This window comes from Novosphingobium cyanobacteriorum, assembly GCF_029436685.1.
Classification (GTDB): Bacteria; Pseudomonadota; Alphaproteobacteria; order Sphingomonadales; family Sphingomonadaceae; genus Novosphingobium; species Novosphingobium cyanobacteriorum.
The window spans coordinates 120,027-138,264 of the sequence record NZ_JAROCY010000005.1; the positions used below are offsets into that span (position 1 = coordinate 120,027).

At 66.2% G+C, this 18,238-nt stretch carries 16 protein-coding genes; 7 read left to right on the forward strand and 9 right to left on the reverse strand.

Translation table 11 applies throughout. The features are described 5' to 3' along the window. Positions 1 to 73 precede the first annotated feature (73 nt). The 4 genes from POM99_RS06805 to POM99_RS06820 all read left to right on the forward strand — a co-directional run bounded on the left by POM99_RS06805 (position 74) and on the right by POM99_RS06820 (position 5,484). Complete coding sequence (locus POM99_RS06805) at positions 74 to 1,465, forward strand: MATE family efflux transporter (RefSeq protein WP_277276105.1); 1,392 nt, start codon at positions 74 to 76, stop codon at positions 1,463 to 1,465. A 171-nt stretch (positions 1,466 to 1,636) separates the two neighbouring features. Then, a complete protein-coding gene (gene groES, locus POM99_RS06810) occupies positions 1,637 to 1,924 on the forward strand; it encodes a co-chaperone GroES (RefSeq protein WP_039337841.1) in 288 nt (95 codons plus the stop codon). Between the two features lie 52 nt (positions 1,925 to 1,976). Beyond that, a complete protein-coding gene (groL, locus tag POM99_RS06815) occupies positions 1,977 to 3,620 on the forward strand; it encodes a chaperonin GroEL (protein ID WP_277276106.1) in 1,644 nt (547 codons plus the stop codon). 199 nt (positions 3,621 to 3,819) lie between these two features. Further along, positions 3,820 to 5,484, forward strand: coding sequence for an ATP-binding protein (locus tag POM99_RS06820; RefSeq protein WP_277276107.1), 1,665 nt, complete (start codon positions 3,820 to 3,822; stop codon positions 5,482 to 5,484). Here the strand turns inward: POM99_RS06820 and POM99_RS06825 are convergent. From POM99_RS06825 to POM99_RS06850, 6 genes are all read right to left on the reverse strand, one after another. Then, the gene (locus POM99_RS06825) at positions 5,481 to 5,996 is read right to left on the reverse strand and encodes a GNAT family N-acetyltransferase (protein ID WP_277276108.1); all 516 of its coding nucleotides are present in this window, start codon (positions 5,994 to 5,996) and stop codon (positions 5,481 to 5,483) included. The two genes, POM99_RS06820 and POM99_RS06825, sit on opposite strands and share 4 nt — an antisense overlap. Further along, a complete protein-coding gene (locus tag POM99_RS06830) occupies positions 5,993 to 7,198 on the reverse strand; it encodes a DUF445 domain-containing protein (RefSeq protein ID WP_277276109.1) in 1,206 nt (401 codons plus the stop codon). The genes POM99_RS06825 and POM99_RS06830 overlap by 4 nt, the downstream gene beginning before the upstream one ends. 65 nt (positions 7,199 to 7,263) lie before the next feature. Further along, positions 7,264 to 10,440, reverse strand: a complete 3,177-nt coding sequence (locus tag POM99_RS06835) for an efflux RND transporter permease subunit (protein WP_277276110.1) — start codon at positions 10,438 to 10,440, stop codon at positions 7,264 to 7,266. A gap of 10 nt (positions 10,441 to 10,450) precedes the next feature. Next, the gene (locus POM99_RS06840) at positions 10,451 to 11,647 is read right to left on the reverse strand and encodes an efflux RND transporter periplasmic adaptor subunit (RefSeq protein WP_277276400.1); all 1,197 of its coding nucleotides are present in this window, start codon (positions 11,645 to 11,647) and stop codon (positions 10,451 to 10,453) included. A gap of 332 nt (positions 11,648 to 11,979) precedes the next feature. Then, on the reverse strand, positions 11,980 to 12,279 hold the full coding sequence (sciP, locus tag POM99_RS06845; RefSeq protein WP_225009973.1) for a CtrA inhibitor SciP: 300 nt from the start codon (positions 12,277 to 12,279) through the stop codon (positions 11,980 to 11,982). Beyond that, positions 12,276 to 12,638: a hypothetical protein gene (locus POM99_RS06850; RefSeq protein ID WP_277276111.1), complete on the reverse strand. Its 363-nt coding sequence runs from the start codon at positions 12,636 to 12,638 to the stop codon at positions 12,276 to 12,278. The genes sciP and POM99_RS06850 overlap by 4 nt, the downstream gene beginning before the upstream one ends. A 140-nt stretch (positions 12,639 to 12,778) precedes the next feature. Here POM99_RS06850 and mnmA point away from each other — a divergent pair, with 140 nt between their 5' ends. Beyond that, complete coding sequence (mnmA, locus tag POM99_RS06855) at positions 12,779 to 13,924, forward strand: tRNA 2-thiouridine(34) synthase MnmA (RefSeq protein ID WP_277276112.1); 1,146 nt, start codon at positions 12,779 to 12,781, stop codon at positions 13,922 to 13,924. 3 nt (positions 13,925 to 13,927) lie between these two features. Here the strand turns inward: mnmA and POM99_RS06860 are convergent, their stop codons facing one another. Beyond that, on the reverse strand, positions 13,928 to 14,287 hold the full coding sequence (locus tag POM99_RS06860) for a hypothetical protein (RefSeq protein WP_277276113.1): 360 nt from the start codon (positions 14,285 to 14,287) through the stop codon (positions 13,928 to 13,930). A 32-nt stretch (positions 14,288 to 14,319) separates the two neighbouring features. Here POM99_RS06860 and POM99_RS06865 point away from each other — a divergent pair, with 32 nt between their 5' ends. Beyond that, on the forward strand, positions 14,320 to 15,444 hold the full coding sequence (locus tag POM99_RS06865; RefSeq protein ID WP_277276114.1) for a serine hydrolase domain-containing protein: 1,125 nt from the start codon (positions 14,320 to 14,322) through the stop codon (positions 15,442 to 15,444). Here POM99_RS06865 and POM99_RS06870 read toward each other — a convergent pair. Both POM99_RS06870 and pdxH read right to left on the reverse strand, forming a co-directional pair. Continuing rightward, positions 15,441 to 16,427 carry a cation diffusion facilitator family transporter gene (locus POM99_RS06870; protein ID WP_277276115.1) on the reverse strand — a complete coding sequence of 329 codons (987 nt, stop codon included), beginning with the start codon at positions 16,425 to 16,427 and terminating at the stop codon, positions 15,441 to 15,443. The genes POM99_RS06865 and POM99_RS06870 overlap by 4 nt on opposite strands. 10 nt (positions 16,428 to 16,437) lie before the next feature. Next, complete coding sequence (gene pdxH / locus POM99_RS06875) at positions 16,438 to 17,046, reverse strand: pyridoxamine 5'-phosphate oxidase (protein ID WP_277276116.1); 609 nt, start codon at positions 17,044 to 17,046, stop codon at positions 16,438 to 16,440. Between the two features lie 224 nt (positions 17,047 to 17,270). Between pdxH and POM99_RS06880 the strand changes: the two genes are divergently transcribed. Next, positions 17,271 to 18,236, forward strand: coding sequence for a DnaJ C-terminal domain-containing protein (locus tag POM99_RS06880; RefSeq protein ID WP_277276117.1), 966 nt, complete (start codon positions 17,271 to 17,273; stop codon positions 18,234 to 18,236). Positions 18,237 to 18,238: the final 2 nt, after the last annotated feature.

Here is an 18,238-nt window from a genome sequence, read left to right on the forward strand (position 1 = left end):
CCCTTTGCCTCGCCATTGTCCCGCAAGGGCAATGCCTTCCGACATGCCCTTTCCTTCGGATCACCCTGCGCCTATGGCCCTGTCGGCAATGTTTGAAAACCCGCCCACACGCACCATCGATGAATTGAAGGCGACGCTGCGCCTGGCCGCGCCGCTGGTCGGCGCGAACCTGCTGCAGGTTGCCGTCTTCGCCATCGACGTGGTCTTTGTCGCCCGGCTCGGGCCGCAGGCGCTGGCGGCATCGGCGCTTTCGGTGGCGCTGTTCGGGCTGTTGATGTGGAGCATCACCGGGCTGGTCGGCGCGGCCTCCCCGCTGATCGCGGCCGAACTGGGCAAGCGCAGCCACGCGGTGCGCGAAGTGCGGCGCACGGTGCGGATGGCGGGCTGGGCCGGGATGTTCGCGGCCCTGCTCAGCATGGGCTTCTTCCTGCTGGGCGAACCGCTGATGCGGCTGACCGGGCAGCAGGAAGGCGTCATCGTGCTGGCGGTGCCGTTCATGCACGTGCTGATGTGGGCATCAGTGCCGATGGTGCTGGGCGCGTTGCTGCGCACCGTGGTGGCAACGCTGGGCCGACCGGGCGTGGCCACGTGGATCACCGGCCTTGCCGTGGTGGTGAACGGGCTTGGCAACTGGGTGTTCGTGTTCGGGCACCTAGGCATGCCGGCGCTGGGGCTGACGGGATCGGCGCTGTCCAGCGTGGTCACCGCCTGCATCATGCTTGGCGCCTATGTGGTGGTGATCCGCAGCGACCGGCGCCTTCGCCGCTATCGCCTGTTCGGCCGCTGGTGGCGGCCTGAATGGAAGCGCTTTGTCGAGGTGCTGCGCATCGGCATGCCGATCTGCGCCACCATCATTGCCGAAGCCGGCCTCTTCAACGGAGCCGCGTTCCTGATGGGGCGCATCGGGGAAGTGGAGCTGGCGGCGCACACCGTCGTCCTGCAGCTCGCCTCGATCGCCTTCATGGTGCCCTTCGGCGTGGCCCAAGCGGCGACGATCCGCGTCGGACTGGCCTATGGCGCGGGCGACAACGCCGCCATTGCGCGGGCAGGCTGGGTGGCGCTGGGCCTTGGCATCGGCTTCATGACCATCACCGCCCTGGTAATGCTGTTGACGCCACGTTTCGTCATGATGCTTTACATCGATCCCGATGCGCCGGCCAACGCCGGTCTCGTGAAGCTGGCGCTGCAGTACATCGTGGTCGCTGCAGGCTTCCAGCTGTTCGACGGCGCCCAGGCCGTGGGGCAGGGCGTTCTGCGTGGCCTGCAGGACACGCGCGTTCCGATGGCCATCGCCATGTTCGGTTACTGGATCCCGGGTCTTGGCACGGCCGTGTTGCTGGGCCTGTTCACGCCGCTTGGCGGGGTGGGCGTGTGGCTGGGGCTGCTGGTCAGCCTGATCGTGGTGGCGGGGTTGATCCTGTGGCGGTGGCTGGCCCGCGGCCGGCTCGGGCTGCTTCCCGCCTGACGCGCGGCCCTTACCGCCGCATCGCGCTGTTCATCTGCGCGAAAAGAATCTTCATCGCGAGTCCTTGACGCCCCATTGGCAGCGACCCATATCCGGCGCGCTGGCACTCTCGATACGAGAGTGCCAAGCACAGTTTTGCAAACGCCAATTGATTGGAAGAGGGAGCAACCCATGACTTTCCGTCCGCTGCACGACCGCGTGCTCGTGCGCCGCGTCGAGGCCGAGGAAAAGACTGCCGGCGGGATCATCATCCCCGACAGCGCCAAGGAAAAGCCCGCTGAGGGCGAGATCGTCGCCACCGGCACCGGTGCCCGCGCCGAGAACGGCACGATCACCCCGCTCGACGTCAAGGTCGGCGATCGCGTCCTGTTCGGCAAGTGGTCCGGCACCGAAGTCAAGGTTTCGGGCGAAGACCTGCTGATCATGAAGGAATCGGACATCCTGGGCGTGATCGGCTGAGCCGAGACCCGGATTTCCTGAACCCCACTCCAGTTATTCAAAGGAACGACAAATGGCTGCCAAGGACGTACGCTTTTCGCGCGACGCTCGTGAACGCATTCTGCGCGGCGTCGACATCCTCGCCGACGCGGTGAAGGTCACGCTGGGCCCCAAGGGCCGCAACGTGGTGATCGACAAGAGCTTCGGCGCCCCCCGCATCACCAAGGACGGTGTTTCGGTCGCCAAGGAAATCGAACTCAAGGACAAGTTCGAGAACATGGGCGCCCAGATGCTGCGCGAAGTGGCTTCGAAGGCCAACGACGCAGCCGGTGACGGCACCACCACCGCGACCGTTCTCGCCCAGGCGATCGTTCGCGAAGGCATGACCGCAGTTGCCGCGGGCATGAACCCGATGGACCTGAAGCGCGGCATCGATATCGCCGTGACCAAGGTCGTCGAGAACCTGAAGGCCCGTTCGACCCCGGTTACCGGTTCGTCGGAAATCGCCCAGGTCGGCATCATCTCGGCCAACGGCGACACCGAAGTCGGCAACAAGATCGCTGAGGCGATGGAGAAGGTCGGCAAGGAAGGCGTGATCACCGTTGAAGAGGCCAAGGGCCTCGAATTCGAACTCGATGTCGTCGAAGGCATGCAGTTCGACCGCGGCTACCTCTCGCCCTACTTCATCACCAACCCGGAAAAGATGACGGTCGAACTCGAGAACCCGTACATCCTGATCCACGAGAAGAAGCTGTCGTCGCTCCAGGCGATGCTGCCGATCCTCGAAGCGGTTGTGCAGTCGGGCCGTCCGCTCCTCATCATCGCCGAAGACATCGAAGGCGAAGCGCTGGCGACCCTCGTCGTCAACAAGCTGCGCGGTGGCCTCAAGATCGCCGCTGTCAAGGCTCCGGGCTTCGGTGACCGTCGCAAGGCCATGCTGGGCGACATCGCCACGCTGACCGCCGGTGAAATGATCTCCGAAGACCTCGGCATCAAGCTGGAGAGCGTCACGCTCGCCATGCTTGGCCAGGCCAAGAAGGTCACCATCGACAAGGACAACACCACGATCGTCGACGGCGCCGGTTCGGCCGAAGACATCAAGGCCCGCGTCGAGCAGATCCGCGCGCAGATCGAAGTCACCACTTCGGACTACGACCGTGAAAAGCTGCAGGAGCGTCTGGCCAAGCTTGCTGGCGGCGTTGCCGTCATCAAGGTCGGCGGTGCGACCGAAGTCGAAGTGAAGGAGCGCAAGGACCGCGTCGACGACGCGCTGCACGCAACCCGCGCAGCCGTTGAAGAAGGCATCGTCCCCGGTGGCGGCACCGCGCTGCTCTATGCCACCAAGGCTCTCGAAGGCCTCAAGGGCGCCAACGACGATCAGACCAAGGGCATCGACATCGTGCGCCGCGCGATCCAGACCCCGCTGCGTCAGATCGCCGCGAACGCCGGCCATGACGGTGCGGTGGTCGCCGGCAACCTGCTGCGCGAGAACGACGAGAACCAGGGCTTCAACGCCTCGACCGACGTCTACGAAAACCTCAAGGCTGCCGGCGTTATCGACCCGACCAAGGTCGTGCGCACTGCCCTGCAGGACGCAGCTTCGGTCTCGGGCCTGCTGATCACCACCGAAGCGGCGATCAGCGAGAAGCCGGACGACAAGCCCGCGATGCCGCCGATGGGCGGTGGCATGGGCGGCATGGGCGGCATGGACTTCTAAGTCCACGCAGCACTTGCTGACGCAACAGCGGGGCCGGAAGGGAGACCTTCCGGCCCCGTTTTGCATCAGGCAGAAAGAATTCTGCTTTTATCTGCAGAGGCTTGCCCCGAAATGGCATGATCCGGCAGGAAACATTGGCGGCCAACTGCGTTATGCGCGCGATGACCGGAGTTTGTCCTTCTGCCATGTGCGCCGCTGCGTGAGCGCTCCCGGTTTTCCCGCGGTGCCGCACCTCGACGGTGAGCCTGGGCCAGACCTTGGTCTGTACCGCACGCTGTTCGAATCCATGGATCAGGGGTACTGCGTCATCGAATTCTTCGATGGCCCGCATGGTCCGCTCAGCGACTACATCCACATCCTCGCCAACGAGGCGTACGAGCGCAACACCGGCATCCCCAACGTGGTGGGCCAGAAGCTGCGCGAGATGGTGGGGGACGAGGCCGACGCCTGGGTTTCTTTCTATGGCAAGGTGCTGCGCACTGGCGAGCCGATCCGCTTCCGCAACGAACTGGTCAAGACCGCACGGACGCTGGAAGTCTCGTCCTTCCGCATTGGCCCCTTCGAAGATCGCCGGGTGGCGGTGCTGTTCAAGGACGTGACCGATCAGGTCCGGGCCGAGGATGCGCTGCGCCAGTTGAACGAGACGCTTGAAGCCCGTGTCACGCAGGCGCTTGCCGCGCGCGAGCAGGCCGAAGCGGCGTTGCGTCAGGCGCAGAAGATGGAGGCGGTGGGCCAGTTGACTGGCGGCCTTGCCCACGATTTCAACAATCTGCTCGCCGGGATTTCCGGCTCGTTCGAGATGATCGACCGGCGGCTGAAGCAGGGGCGCAGCGCGGATATCGACAGATATCTCTCCGCCGGGCTCGGCGCGGCGCAGCGCGCAGCTGCGCTCACGCACCGCCTGCTCGCATTTTCGCGCCGGCAGACGCTATCTCCGCGTTCCTTGCGCATCAACACGCTGCTGCCGGAGTTTGCCGATCTTGTCCGGCGCACGGTCGGACCATCGGTTGCGGTGCAGCTCCATCTCGCGGATGACCTGTGGCCCACGCTGGTCGATGCCAACCAGCTCGAAAATGCGCTGCTGAACCTGTGCATCAACGCGCGCGATGCGATGCCGTCCGGGGGCACGATCGCCATCGCCACGCTCAATCTCCCGCTTGACGAGGAACAGGCGCTGGCGCGCGGCCTTGATGCGGGCGATTATGTGGCGATCACCGTCAGCGATACCGGTGTCGGCATCCCGCAAGACGACCTTGAGCGCGTGTTCGAGCCGTTCTTCACAACCAAGCCGCTCGGCAGCGGGACGGGTCTCGGCCTTTCGATGGTCTATGGCTTTGCCAAGCAGAGCCACGGCATCGTCCGCATCCGCTCCACTGTCGGCCAGGGCACCGACGTGCGCATCTATCTTCCACGCAATCATGTTGCCGAAGAAGCCGTCACGTCAGAGCGCCTGCCGCCGGAAATGCAGCCCAACCGTGGCGGCATCGCCCTGATCGTCGATGACGAACCAAGCGTGCGCATGCTGCTGGCCGATGCGCTCGATGCCATGGGTTACCACTGCCAGTGTGCAGCCGATGGGCCGGAAGCTCTTGCGCTTCTTGAAAATGGCTCCGAGCCCGACCTCCTCGTCACCGACGTCGGCCTTCCCGGGGGCCTCAACGGCCGGCAGGTGGCCGATGCGGCGCGACGGATGCGGCCCGGCCTGCGCACCCTGTTCGTGACCGGCTATGCCGAAACCAGCGTGCTCGGGAACGGCGGGATCGAACCGGGCATGGCCGTGCTGACCAAGCCTTTCTCGCTCGACCAGCTCCATGTCGCGGTCGCCTCGCTCATGCCGGCAGACGAAGAGACTGCCGCTGTCTAGCCCAGTTCCAGCAGGATCAGCATGTCATCGCCCTGCGGATGGGTGCCATAGCGGCGAAAGCCGAGCTTTTCCGCCAGCGCGATCGAGGCGAGGTTCGGCTCGTTGATCATGCAGGCGATTCGCCCGTTGCCGTGGGAGCCGCGGTACCAGGCGATCGCAGCCCGCATCGCCTCTCCGGCTATGCCCTGGCCCCAGGTCTTGCGCGCAAAGATCCAGCCCGCCTCGGGCACGTCGTCCAGACCGGGAATGCCGCGCCATGAGTGGAACACACCGGCAATGCCGATGATCTCGTCCGCGCCTTTCGGCCTCACCGTGAAGATGCCATGGCCATAAAGCGCCCAGCCGCCGGCATTGCGCATCAGGCGGTTGAATTCCTCCACCTCGCCAGTCGGTCGGGCGCCAAGGAAACGGCGGACTTCATCGTCGGCCAGAAGGTCTACCAGACCGGGCAGGTCCCGGGCTTGCGGGCGCCACAGCTCCAGCCGTTCGGTGGCAATCTCAGGCCCGGTCACAGCGCCATGTCCACCGCATGGATGGCCACCCCCACAAGGCCGCCAACCAGCGTTCCGTTGATGCGGATGAACTGCAGGTCCCTGCCCACCGCGCCCTCGATCCGGTCGGTCACCGTGCGCGCGTCCCACCGGCGCACGGTTTCGGACACCAGCCGCACGATCTGCCCGCCATACCGGCTCGATACGCCCACCAGCGTGCGGCGGGCAAAGCGGTTGACCTGCAGCTTCAGCCGATCATCCTGCTGCAGCGCGCGGCCAAGGTCGGCCAGCGATGTGCCGATCTGCCCTGCCAGCACTCCCTGCGGATTGCGGACCGCCGCCAGCATCCGCGCGCGGGCCCGCTCCCACAAGCCGTCCAGCCAAGTGGCAAAGGCTGGGTTGTCCAGCATCTCGCGCTTCATGCGCTCCACGCGTTCACGCATGGCGGGATCGTGCACAAGGTCATGCGCCAGATCGCTCAGCCCTTCCTCGATCTTCCGGCGGAGCGGGTGATCCTGCACGACCACCGTTTCCGCCATGATCTTGTAAAGCCCCTCCAGCACGCTGTTGGCGAGCCGTTCGTCCAGCCCGGTCCAGCGCAGGACCGCGTTGGCGCGATCATGGATCATCGTGCGGATCAGGTCCTCGTTCGCCTCGATGGCCAGCGCCGCCCGGCGGATCGCGCTTTCAATTACCGGCATGTGGCGGCCATCGGCGATCACCGCGCCCAGCATCTGGCCCAGCAAGGGCGCCAGTTCCAGCCGTTCGATCTGCGTGCGCAGCGCCCCCTTGGCCATGCCGCCCAACTTGTCGGGGTCCAGCGATTCCAGGATATCCCCCAGCAGCGTCGTCGCGCCTTCGCGCAGCCGGCCTTCGCTGCCGCGCGGATTGGCCAGGAACGTGCCCAAAGTGGCCGCGGCGTCCAGAGACTGGAGCCGGCGCGCCACGACCTGCGGTGTCAGGAAATTGGCCTGAAGGAACGCGGCCATCGTGTCGGCGATGCGGTCCTTGTTCTCCGGGATGATCGCGGTGTGCGGGATCGGCAGGCCCAGCGGCCGCCTGAACAGCGCCGTCACCGCGAACCAGTCTGCCAGGCCGCCCACCATCGCCGCCTCGGCAAAGGCGCGCAGATATCCCCAGTGGCCACTGGCCGGCACCATATGGCGGGCCAGGATGAACAGCCCCGCCATCACCACAAGCAGCCCGGTTGCGATCAGCCGCATGCGCCGCGCGCCGTCTGCGGGAAACAGGGCCGCGCCAAGACGCGCGGATGCTGGACGAGGGGCGTTCACTCCGCCGGGAATGCCTCGCCCGCGCCGTGGTTCCCCGCGCCGGTAGCCTTCGCCGCCTGCGGGTCATAGGACAGCACCCGCCGCCCGATCCACGGGCCAAGCCGCTTTTCCAGTCCATCGGCAAGGCTGAAGCCCGCAGGCACAATCAGCAGGGTCAGCAGCGTGGACAGCGTCAGTCCGCCGATCACCACGATGCCCATGGGCGAACGCCAGCCACCGTCGCCACCGATCGAAACCGCAGTAGGCACCATGCCCGCGATCATCGCCACGGTGGTCATCACGATCGGTTGCGCGCGCTTGTGCCCGGCTTCGGTGATCGCGGCCAGCTTGGACTGGCCCGCGGCCATTTCCTCGATGGCGAAGTCTATCAGCAGGATCGAGTTCTTGGCCACGATGCCGAACAGCATCAGGATGCCGATGAACACCGGCAGCGACAGCGATTGCCCGGTCAGCAGCAGCAGGATCAGGCCGCCCAGCGGCGCCAGGAACAGCGAACCCATGTTGACCAAGGGCGAAATGAACCGGTGGTACAGTAGCACCAGCACCGCGAAGACCAGGAACACCCCCGCCACCAGCGCAATCAGGAAGTTCGAAAGCATTTCCTGCTGCCAACGGTCTTCGCCCGCCGGCGCGTTCGATACGCCCTGCGGCAGGTTCTTCATGATCGGCAGGGCGTTGATCTCGTTCATCGCGGTCCCCTTGACCACGCCTTGCGGCAGGTCCGCGCCCACGAAGATGCGGCGGTTCTGGTTGTAGCGCTGGATCGTGGTCGGACCCGATCCAAAGCTGATCGACGCAACACGCGACAGCGGAACCGATCCGCCGCTGACGGTCGGCACCGGCAGTTCCTCGATCGTCGACAGGTCGCGGCGCGAGGATTCGGGCAGCTTCACCCGGATCGGCACCTGGCGGTCCGAAAGCGAGAACTTGGCGCTGTTCTGGTCGATCTCGCCCTGCGTGGCGATGCGGATCACCTGGCTCAGCGTCTGCGTCGTCACGCCCAGCGAGGCGGCAAGGTCGAGGTGCGGCGTGATCACGATTTCCGGGCGCCGCAGGTCTGCACTGATGCGCGGCCCGACAACCGACTTGAGACCACTCATCTGGTTGACCAGCTCCTGCGCAGCCCGCTGCAGCTTGTCAGGGTCCGATCCGGAAAGCATCACGCTGATCGGCCGACCGGAGCCACCACCTGGCCCGCCGGTGTTGCTCAAGAAGCTGACGCGCGCGTCTGCCACCTGCTGCAGGCGCGGTGTCAACTGGCGCTCGAAGTCGAGGCTTGAGCGCTCGCGATCCTTCTTGAGTTCAAGGAAGATGCGCCCGCTGCCTTCGTTGATCCGTTCGAGCGCGACGTCGATCTCCGGCTCGTCCTTCACCAGCGCGAGCACTTCGTCGATCTTCTGCTCGGTCTGGCGGATCGTGGTGCCGGGCGCCATCTCGATCGAGATGCGGCTGAAATCGCTGTCGGTGTCCGGGAAGAACTGGGTCGGTATGGTGACGAAGAGCACGCCCGTGAGCAGCAGCGCGCCAGCGCCGATGCCCATCATCCACAGGCGATGGTCCCGCAACCGCGCGCGGAAGCGGCGACGCGGGTGTTGCGCGCGATAGGCCCGGGCGTCCGACGTATCCAGCGACCAGCGCAGCACCGCCATGTAGCGGTCCATCATCGGGCCGGTGCCGTGCTCTTCCTCGCCATGCGCCTTCAGGAAATAGGCCGCCACCATCGGCGTGATCATGCGCGCCACAAGCAGCGAGAACAGCACCGCGATCACCACGGTAAAGCCGAAGTTCTTGAAGAACTGGCCCGAAACGCCGGGCATGAGCGCCACCGGGAAGAACACCGCGACGATCGAGAAGGTCGTTGCCACCACGGCAAGGCCGATCTCGTCGGCCGCGTCGATCGCCGCCTGGTATGCGCTCTTGCCCATACGCATGTGGCGCACGATGTTCTCGATCTCCACGATCGCATCGTCCACCAGCACGCCGGCGACCAGACCCAGCGCCAGCAGCGACATGGTGTTCAGCGTGATGCCCATCAGGCTGAGCACCCAGAACGTGGGGATGGACGAAAGCGGAATGGCGATGGCCGATACGATCGTCGCCCGCCAGTCGCGCAGGAAGAAGAACACCACGATGACCGCCAGCACCGCGCCTTCGACCATCGCCGACATCGACGTCTTGTACTGTTCCTTGGTGTAGCCCACGCTGGTGAACAGCTGGGTGAACTTGATCTTGTTGCCCTGTTCAGCGCGCAGCTTGCCCAGCTCCTCCACCGCCGCATCATAGACACTGACATCGGATTCGCCGCGGGCTCGGGCGATGCTGAAGGTCACCACCGGCTTGCCGCCGGTCTTGGCGATGGATGTGATCTCGCTGTAGCTGTCGCGCACGTCGGCCACGTCGGTCAGCTTGATGAAGCGACCGCCCACGTTGATCTCGGTCTGCGAAAGGTCGAAGGCGGTCCGCGCATTGCCCAGCACGCGCACGGCCTGGCGTGATCCCGCCACCTCGGCCTTGCCGCCCGCAGCGTTCAGGTTCACCTGCCGCAGCGCCGCGTTGATCTGCGTCGCGGTGACGCCCTGCGCCTTCATCCGCATGGGGTCGAGCGTGACGGCGATCTCGCGATTGACGCCGCCGGCACGCTCCACCGATGCCATGCCGGGGATCTGCAGCAGCCGCTTCGCCACGGTGTCGTCCACGAACCAGGAAAGCTGCTCCATGGTCATGTCATCGGCCGAAACCGCCCAATAGGCGATGGGATCGGACGACGTCTCCGCCTTGAACACCTGCGGTTCCAGGATGCCTTCAGGCAGGTTGCCCCGCACCTGGTCGACCTGGTTCTTCACCTCGTTCACGGCGGCATTGATGTCGGTGCCGATCTTGAACATCACCATCGTCTGGCTGCTGCCTTCGGATGCGGTCGAAGTGATCGTGTCGACGCCGGCGATGGTGCGCACCGCGGATTCCACGCGCTGCGTGATCTGGTTCTCGATCTCCGTCGGCGCCGCGCCCGGCTGGCTGATCTGCACGATCACCATCGGGAATTCGATGTCCGGCTGGTCCTGCACCTTCATGCCCATGAAGGCCACGATCCCGGCCAGCGTCAGGCCGATGAACATAACGATCGGCACCACCGGGTTGCGGATCGACCAGGCGGAGATGTTGCGGAAGTTCATGGGTCCGCGCTCAGCCCGCGCTGCCGGGGCGCACGACCACCGGACGCACCGGGTCGCCCGGATTGAGGAAGCCGCCCGCGCGCAGGACGATGCGCTCGTCGCCGGCCAGGCCCTGCAACACCACGATGCCCTGCGGCGTGACGTCGCCGGTCTTCACCGGGCGCCGCTCCACCTTGTTGTCCGCCTTGACCACATAGACATAGGCGCCATTCTGGTCGGAAAGGATGGCCGATTCCGGCAGGACCGGCGCCGTCACCGTGCCGCTGCGGATGGTGGCCTTGGCAAAGCCGCCGGGACGCAGCGCCGCGTTGTAGGGCAGGGCGATGCGGGCAATGCCTTCGCGCGTGGTGGCGTCGATGGTCGGGGCCAGCTGCCAGATCTGCCCGTTGAACGCCGCCGGCGTTCCAACCGGGGTCACCTGTGCGGGCACGCCCACCGAAAGGCGGGCAAGGTCATTCTCCGCCAGCCGCGCCTGCATCTCCAGCTCGCCATCCTTGGCGATGCGGAACAATATGCCGCTGCCCGGGCTCACGATCTGGCCGGGCTCAACCCCGCGCGTCAGCACCAGACCTGCCGCGGGGGCGACAATGTTCAGCCGCGCCGTGCTGGCCTGCAACTGGCCCAGCGTGGCCTGCGCCACCCGAACCTGCGCCACGGCGGCGTCGCGCGTGGCGGTGAGCCGATCGATGTCGGCCTTTGAAATGAAGCCTTTTTCCACCAGCTTCAGCGCACGGTCGAGGTTGGCTTGCGCCAGCCGCGCATTGGCCTGCTGCACCGAAACGTTGGCCGCCTGGCTGGCCACCTGCTGGGTCTGCACACTGCGGTCGACAACCGCCAGCACCTGCCCCGCACGCACCCATTCCCCCGCATCGACCAGCACGCTGACCACCTGGCCACCTTCGCCTGCGATGCCGACGGGCAGGTCACGGCGCGCGCCCAGAATGCCACTGGCCGTGATCTGGCCGTCCACGGTCGTCCTGCCGGGGGTGATGACCGAAACGGTCTGCGCCTGCGCGTCCTTCTGCGAGTCCGAGACCGCGCCCGTGCTACTGCGATGGGTCCACCAGTAAAGGCCGCCCAGCAGCAGGACAACGGCCATGCCGATCACCCAGGGCTTGCGCCCCAGGCCGGCCTTGGCTTCGCCGGGCAACAGGCCATCGTCGAGCGGCATGGCTGCCTCTCTGTCGATGCTCGTCTCATAGTTCATGTCGTTCACGCGCCTCAGTCCCCGGTCAGGCTGCCCAGGCTGGCAGGCTGGTGCCCCCTGCGCCGGCAAACTGTATTACCTGTGTAAATCACCACCCGCAAGCGCGGGCCGGCACGCTCTTGTGCCATGCGATACAAGGAATAACCGCGTATCCGACGAGTGGCAATTCCAGCTCGACGAAGGACTTGCGCCATTTCAGCAGGTGTTGCCCGGTTGCATCTGTAATTTTTTGTATCGCACTGCACCCGGCGGCTGAAAAGCAGAGCGGCCGCTCCCCTGGGGGAACGGCCGCACCTGCATTGGACAGCGCTGGCTGCAGCTGCAGCCGGCGGTCAATACTTCAACTGGCGCTCGTACAGGTCGCGGTAGTGCTGGATGCGGGTGACCCGCAGCCCCTGCATTCCGGAACGGTCCACCGCGCGCTGCCACGAAGCGAACTCTTCAAGCGTCAGGCCATAGCGTTCGCAGACCTCGTCGATGGTCAGCAGCCCGCCATTGACGGCGGCAACGACCTCGGCCTTGCGGCGAACGACCCAGCGGGTGGTGGTGGGCGGTGGCAGGCTGTCGAGCGTAAGGGGTTCGCCCAAGGGCCCGATCACTTGCGCCGGCCTGATTTTCTGGTTTTCGATCATGGCAATTCTCGTCGGCTCAGCTTGTCGGAAGGGGGGAAGAAGCGGCTTTCGCCAATGCCCTCGGTTGTGCGTCCGGTCACTTTTCCATTCGCTGAAGGCATTGGGTTAACAACCCTTTCAGCCTCTCCTGGTCGACTCGCTTCATCGTGCTGCAGCAACGTTGCAGCCGGATTGTGGAAGCTGCCGGATGAATGCCGGCCGGAAATCACCAGCCCGGCGGTTGCCGCCATGCGCGCGGCTTCGCGGCGCAGGTCTTGCGCCACGACAAGTTGCGCGCAAAGCGCCTGCCAGCTGAGCGGCCTGAGCCCCTCTGCCGAATCAGCGCCGACCGGCCACGTTTCCTTGAACCCCATGTCCATGCGAACGGCTTTAGCGCACCGACCAATAATGGACGGTAAAGCCCATCTTCACCAAAGGTTAGGTATTGTGAATCAAGGCAATAGCCATCTGTGCGCATTTGCTCTGCCGCTTTCCCGGCAAAGCGGCTAAAGGCCCGGCGATGTCCCGGATCTCCGCCCTTCCCGACCTTGGCACGCTGTTCGACCTGGCCAATCCGGTCAAGGCGCGACGGATCGTCGTGGCGATGTCGGGCGGGGTCGACAGCTCGGTCGTGGCGGGGATCGCCGCGCAAAGCGGCGCCGAAGTGATCGGCGTGACCCTCCAACTCTATGACTATGGGGCTGCTACGGGCCGCAAAGGCGCCTGCTGCGCCGGCGACGATATCCGCGATGCCCGCGCCGTGGCGGACCGCCTCGGCATCGCGCACTATGTGTTCGATCACGAATCCAGCTTCCGCGAAGAAGTGGTCGAACGTTTCGCCGACGATTATCTCGCCGGGCGAACCCCGATCCCCTGCATTCGCTGCAACATGGGGCCGAAATTCACCGATCTGCTGGCCATGGCGCGCGAACTGGGGGCCGATTGCCTCGCCACCGGGCACTACGTACGCCGTGTTAACGGGGATTCGGGGCCGGAACTGCACCGCGCGCTCGATCCGGCGCGGGACCAGTCCTACTTTCTCTATGGCACCACGGAGGAACAGCTGCGCTTCCTGCGCTTCCCGCTGGGCGGGATGCCCAAGCCCGAAGTGCGCCGGATCGCGGCCGAACTCGGCCTCGGCGTGGCGGCCAAGCCCGACAGCCAGGACATCTGCTTCGTGCCGGATGGCGATTATGCCCGCGTGGTCGAAAAGGTCCGCCCCGGCGGCAGCGCCCCGGGCGAGATCGTCCATGCGACGAGCGGCGCGGTCCTCGGCGAACACAAGGGCGTGATCCATTACACCGTGGGCCAGCGCCGCGGGCTCGAGATCGGCGGCCAGCCCGAACCGCTCTATGTCGTCTCGCTGGATGCTGCCGAACGCCGGGTCATGGTCGGCCCGCGCGCCCTGCTCGCCGTGGGCAGCGCCACGATCACCGAAACCAACCGCATCAGCCCGATGCCCTCCGGCCCGCTGACGGCCAAGGTGCGCTCGCTGGCCAGGCCCGTGCCGGTCGGGATCGATGGTCCTTTCGGTGAAGGCGCCACCACCACCTTGCGCTTCCACAATCCGGAATACGGCGTGGCGCCCGGCCAGGCGGCGGTGCTTTATGCGGGGGATCGGGTGGTCGGCGGCGGCTGGATCGAAGCCACCACGCCGGCAACCTAGTCGCTATTTCCACGGCTCCAGCTGGCAGCCCCAGCCCTCGCGGTATGTCGCGGTCTGCCGCGCCAGCATCAGGAACGATGCGGTGACCGACTTCTCTTCGGCGTCTTCGGAAAGGGTGACCCAGCCGATCTGGCGCTCCATGTCCTTGTGGCAATCACCCAGCGGCCGGCCGCCCACGAAGCGGCAGGAGCAGGCCACCCGCGCGCCATAGGACGCCGCGGTCAGTGAATAGCCACGCACCGGCACCCAATAAAGCCAGCCGAGCGCCGCCAGCGCCAGCGGCACAAGCAGCCACAGCCAGCGCCGACGGCTGGGCTGGACGGAATGCGGATGAGACAGGAGGGGCGTGTTTTCGATTGCCACGGACAGTCGATCTGGAGGAAAGGACGGCGGCGATGGCCCGCCTTTCCCTCCCCCATATCGTCCCTCTGCTGCTCCTGCCAGCCCTGATCGGCTGTGGTGGCAACGCGGGCGACAGCGCGCCGCCGCCCCTGCCCGAAGCCGCGATGAAGGCCGTCTCGGCCAAGCCCGGCGTGGATCGTGAACGGCTTGCCCGTGCGGTGGACCGCCTGTTCACCGACGCGGCTATGGGCGAAACCCGCGCCGTGATCGTGATGCGTGACGGCAGGATCGTCGCCGAGCGCTATGCCCCCGGCTATCACGAGAACACCCGCTTCGTATCATGGTCCATGGCCAAGACGATCACCGGGGTGATGACCGGCATGCTGGTATCCGACGGCCGCCTGCGGCTCGACGAGACCGCCCCGGTGCCCGAATGGCAGCGACCGGGCGATCCGCGTGGCGAGATCACGCTGCGCCAGCTGCTGCAGATGCGGTCGGGCCTGCGCCATGTCGAGGCGGGCGATCCGCCCTACCGTTCCGATGAAGTGCGCATGCTGTTCCTCGACGGGCGAGACGACATGGCGCGCTATGCCGAATCGCAGCCGCTGCAGTTCGAACCCGGGCAGAAATGGGTCTATTCGAGCAACACCAGCGTGATCCTGGCCGACCTTGCCGCACGCGTGCTCTCGCCCGAGCCCGATCCCGAAAGCCGCCGCCGTGCCGTGGCCGATTACCTGCGCACGCGCCTGTTCGGGCCGCTGGGCATGAAGTCGATGGTGCCGGAATTCGATGCGGCGGGCACCCTGATCGGTGGCAGCCTGATCCACGGCACCGCGCGTGACTGGGCCCGCTTCGGCGAATTCCTGCGCAACAAGGGCGCGGTGCGCGGCGCGCAGATCATCCCGCGCCAGTGGATCGAGTTCATGACCACGCCCTCTCCGCGCGAAAAGCAATATGGCGCGCAGGTCTGGCTCAACCGCCCGCCGACCAGCGGCAAGCCTTCGCTGTTTCCCGACCGTGGCCCTTCCGACCTCTTCGCCTGCGAAGGGCACCTCGGGCAGTACGTGATCGTCTCGCCCACGCAGCATCTGGTGGTGGTGCGGCTGGGCATGACGCCCGAGGACAGCCTTGATCCCGTGGTCGAACGCCTCGGCGATATCGTCCAGTTGTACCGTTAGGCGCCGGCCTCGCGGGGGGCGCCCTGTGCCAGCAGGGCCGGGCTCTCGCCCTCAGGTCCGGCGGTCAGAAGATCGGCCGCGCCGATCGGCGCCTCGTCCACCAGTCCTTCGGGATCGGGATGGATCAGGATCTCGATGCCGGGGAACTCGGCCATCAGCTTGTCCTCGATCTCGTCCATCACCCGGTGCGCCTCGGTCACCGTCATGCGGCCGTCCACCCAGACGTGGAACTGCACGAAATCGCGGTTGCCGCTGGTGCGCGTGCGCAGGTCGTGCAGGCCTTTCAGCTCGGGATGCTGGGCCACCACCGCCAGGAAGCGCTCGCGCTTCTCGATCGGCCATTCGTGGTCCATCAGCTGCTCGATCGCTTCCTGCGATGCGCCCCAGGCACCCCACGCCAGCCACAGCGCGATGCCGAAGGCGAAGACCGCGTCCGATCCTTTCAGGCCGGCATACTTTTCCAGCACCAGCGCGGCGATCACCGCCAGGTTCAGGAACAGGTCGGACTTGTAGTGGACATTGTCGGTGCTGATGGCGAGGCTGTTGGTCTGGCGGATCACGTGGCGCTGATAGGCCAGCAGCGCCAGCGTGGCGCCCATGGCGATGGCCGAGACGATCACCCCGCTCTCCGCCTCTGCCACCTGCTCGTTGCCCAGGAACTGCCCGACCGCGCGGAAGGCGAGGCCGATGGCCGAGATCGAGATCAGCACCACCTGGAACATCGCCGCCAGCGCCTCGGCCTTGCCGTGGCCGAAGCGGTGGTTGTGATCGTCCGGCTGCGCCGCCACCCACACGCCCAGCAGCGTCGCCATGCTCGCCACGAGGTCCAGCGCCGTATCGGCCAGGCTGCCCAGCATCGCGGTCGAGCCCGTGGAGATCACCGCCCACACCTTCATCCCCAGCAGCAGCGCGGCAACGGCGATGCTGGCCTGCGCCGCCGTGCGGTTCAGGTCGGCATGCGGGGCGGTGGTGGTCTGGTCCATGCCATGCGCCTTAGGGGTAAAGCAGCGTGCTGGTCCAGCCGCCGCTGGCGGCGAAAGTGAAGCGGCGGCGTTCGTGCAGGCGGAATTCCCGGTCCTGCCAGAATTCCATCGCCGTGGGCGTCACGCGGTAACCGGACCAATGCGCCGGGCGCGGCACCTCGCCATCCGGGTACTGCGCCTCAAGCGCCTCCACGCGATCGAGGTACACCTCCCGCGAGGGGAGTGGGCGAGACTGGTCGCTGGCGGCGGACCCGATGCGCGATTGCGGGTGCCGGCTGGCGAAATAGGCATCCGCCTCGGCATCGGTCACCTGCCGGATCGGACCTTCGATGCGGATCTGGCGGCGCAGGCTCTTCCAGTGGAACAGCAGGGCGACGTTGGGATTGGCGGCCAGTTCGCGCCCCTTGCGGCTTTCGAAGTTGGTGTAGAACACGAAGCCATCGCGCCCATGGCCCTTCAGCAGCACCATCCGCACCGAAGGCAGCCCCTGCGGCGTGGCGGTGGCCAGCGCCATCGCATTGGGATCGTTGGGCTCGCTCCCCCGGGCTTCGGCAAACCAGGCTTCGAACAGGTCGAAGGGATCGGCCGACGGGATCGCGTCGGCAGGATTCTGTTCCAATGTCACACACTTTCGCTGCGAGGTTGACACAGTTGACACGGATGCACGGCAAAAACACGTCCGGCGTCAGGTTCGCCGCAGCTGTGCCCGGTTGGCTTGAGGGGGGCCATGATCGCGGTCAATTTCATCGCGCAGACCGTATCTTATCGTCGCGATGTAGGAAAGCTGCCCACCGGGTCCACGCTATCTTGCGGGGAACCGGTGGGAACCCTAGCTAGGTGGCCATGGCAGACCCTTATTCCATCCTGGGCGTCGCGCGCAGCGCGGGCGAGAAGGACATCAAGTCCGCATACCGCAAGCTCGCCAAGGAGCTTCACCCGGACCGCAACAAGGACAACCCCAAGGCGTCCGAACGGTTCGCCGAGGTGACGCGCGCCTATGACCTGCTGTCCGACAAGGACAAGCGCGCCCGCTTTGACCGCGGCGAGATCGACGCCGAGGGCAACCCCACCGCGCCGTTCGGCTTCGGCGGCGGTGGTGGCGGCGGTTTCAGTGGCGGGTTCGGCGGCGCGCAGCGCGGCTATCGCCACGATGGCTTCGAAGGCTTCGGCGGCGGCGGACCCGAAGGCGTTGACGTGGGCGACATCTTCGAAGGCCTGTTCGGCGGTCGCGGCGGTGGCGGTGGCGGTGGTTTCGGCGGCTTTGGCGGCGGACGCCGCGGCCCTCCGCCCAAGGGTGCGAACATCACCTATCGCCTGCAGGTGTCCTTCATCGACGCGGCCACCCGCGCGCCGCAACGGATCACGCTGGGCGATGGCAAGACCATCGACCTGAAACTGCCCGCTGGCGTGGAGCACGGCCAGCAGGTGCGCCTTGGCGGCAAGGGCGAGCAGGGGCCCGGCGGCTTTGGCGACGCCATCGTGACCATCGAAATCGGCGCGCACCCGTTCTACGAACGCGACGGTGACAACATCCGGCTGGACCTGCCGATCACCATCGACGAGGCCGTTCACGGTGCCAAGGTGAAGGTGCCGACGGTGGAAGGCGCAGTCATGCTGACGGTTGCCCCCGGAAGCACCAGCGGCAAGACGCTGCGCCTCAAAGGGCGCGGCTTTACCCGCAAGAACGGCGAGCGTGGCGACCAGCTGGTGAAGCTGATCGTCGATATTCCTGCAGAAGACGCGGACCTGAAAGCCCGCTTGGAAGGTTGGAAGGACCAGCGCGACGTGCGCGGCAAGCTGGGAGTGTAACT

Bases quoted from the DNA above. Each gene is read 5' to 3' on its own strand.
- groES (WP_039337841.1), top strand. From the start codon at position 1,637: ATGACTTTCCGTCCGCTGCACGACCGCGTGCTCGTGCGCCGCGTCGAG.
- POM99_RS06835 (WP_277276110.1), bottom strand. From the start codon at position 10,440: ATGAACTTCCGCAACATCTCCGCCTGGTCGATCCGCAACCCGGTGGTG.
- POM99_RS06805 (WP_277276105.1), top strand. From the start codon at position 74: ATGGCCCTGTCGGCAATGTTTGAAAACCCGCCCACACGCACCATCGAT.
- POM99_RS06870 (WP_277276115.1), bottom strand. From the start codon at position 16,427: ATGGACCAGACCACCACCGCCCCGCATGCCGACCTGAACCGCACGGCG.
- groL (WP_277276106.1), top strand. From the start codon at position 1,977: ATGGCTGCCAAGGACGTACGCTTTTCGCGCGACGCTCGTGAACGCATT.
- POM99_RS06840 (WP_277276400.1), bottom strand. From the start codon at position 11,647: ATGAACTATGAGACGAGCATCGACAGAGAGGCAGCCATGCCGCTCGAC.
- sciP (WP_225009973.1), bottom strand. From the start codon at position 12,279: ATGATCGAAAACCAGAAAATCAGGCCGGCGCAAGTGATCGGGCCCTTG.
- mnmA (WP_277276112.1), top strand. From the start codon at position 12,779: ATGTCCCGGATCTCCGCCCTTCCCGACCTTGGCACGCTGTTCGACCTG.
- POM99_RS06865 (WP_277276114.1), top strand. From the start codon at position 14,320: ATGGCCCGCCTTTCCCTCCCCCATATCGTCCCTCTGCTGCTCCTGCCA.
- POM99_RS06880 (WP_277276117.1), top strand. From the start codon at position 17,271: ATGGCAGACCCTTATTCCATCCTGGGCGTCGCGCGCAGCGCGGGCGAG.
- POM99_RS06850 (WP_277276111.1), bottom strand. From the start codon at position 12,638: ATGGACATGGGGTTCAAGGAAACGTGGCCGGTCGGCGCTGATTCGGCA.
- POM99_RS06830 (WP_277276109.1), bottom strand. From the start codon at position 7,198: ATGCGGCTGATCGCAACCGGGCTGCTTGTGGTGATGGCGGGGCTGTTC.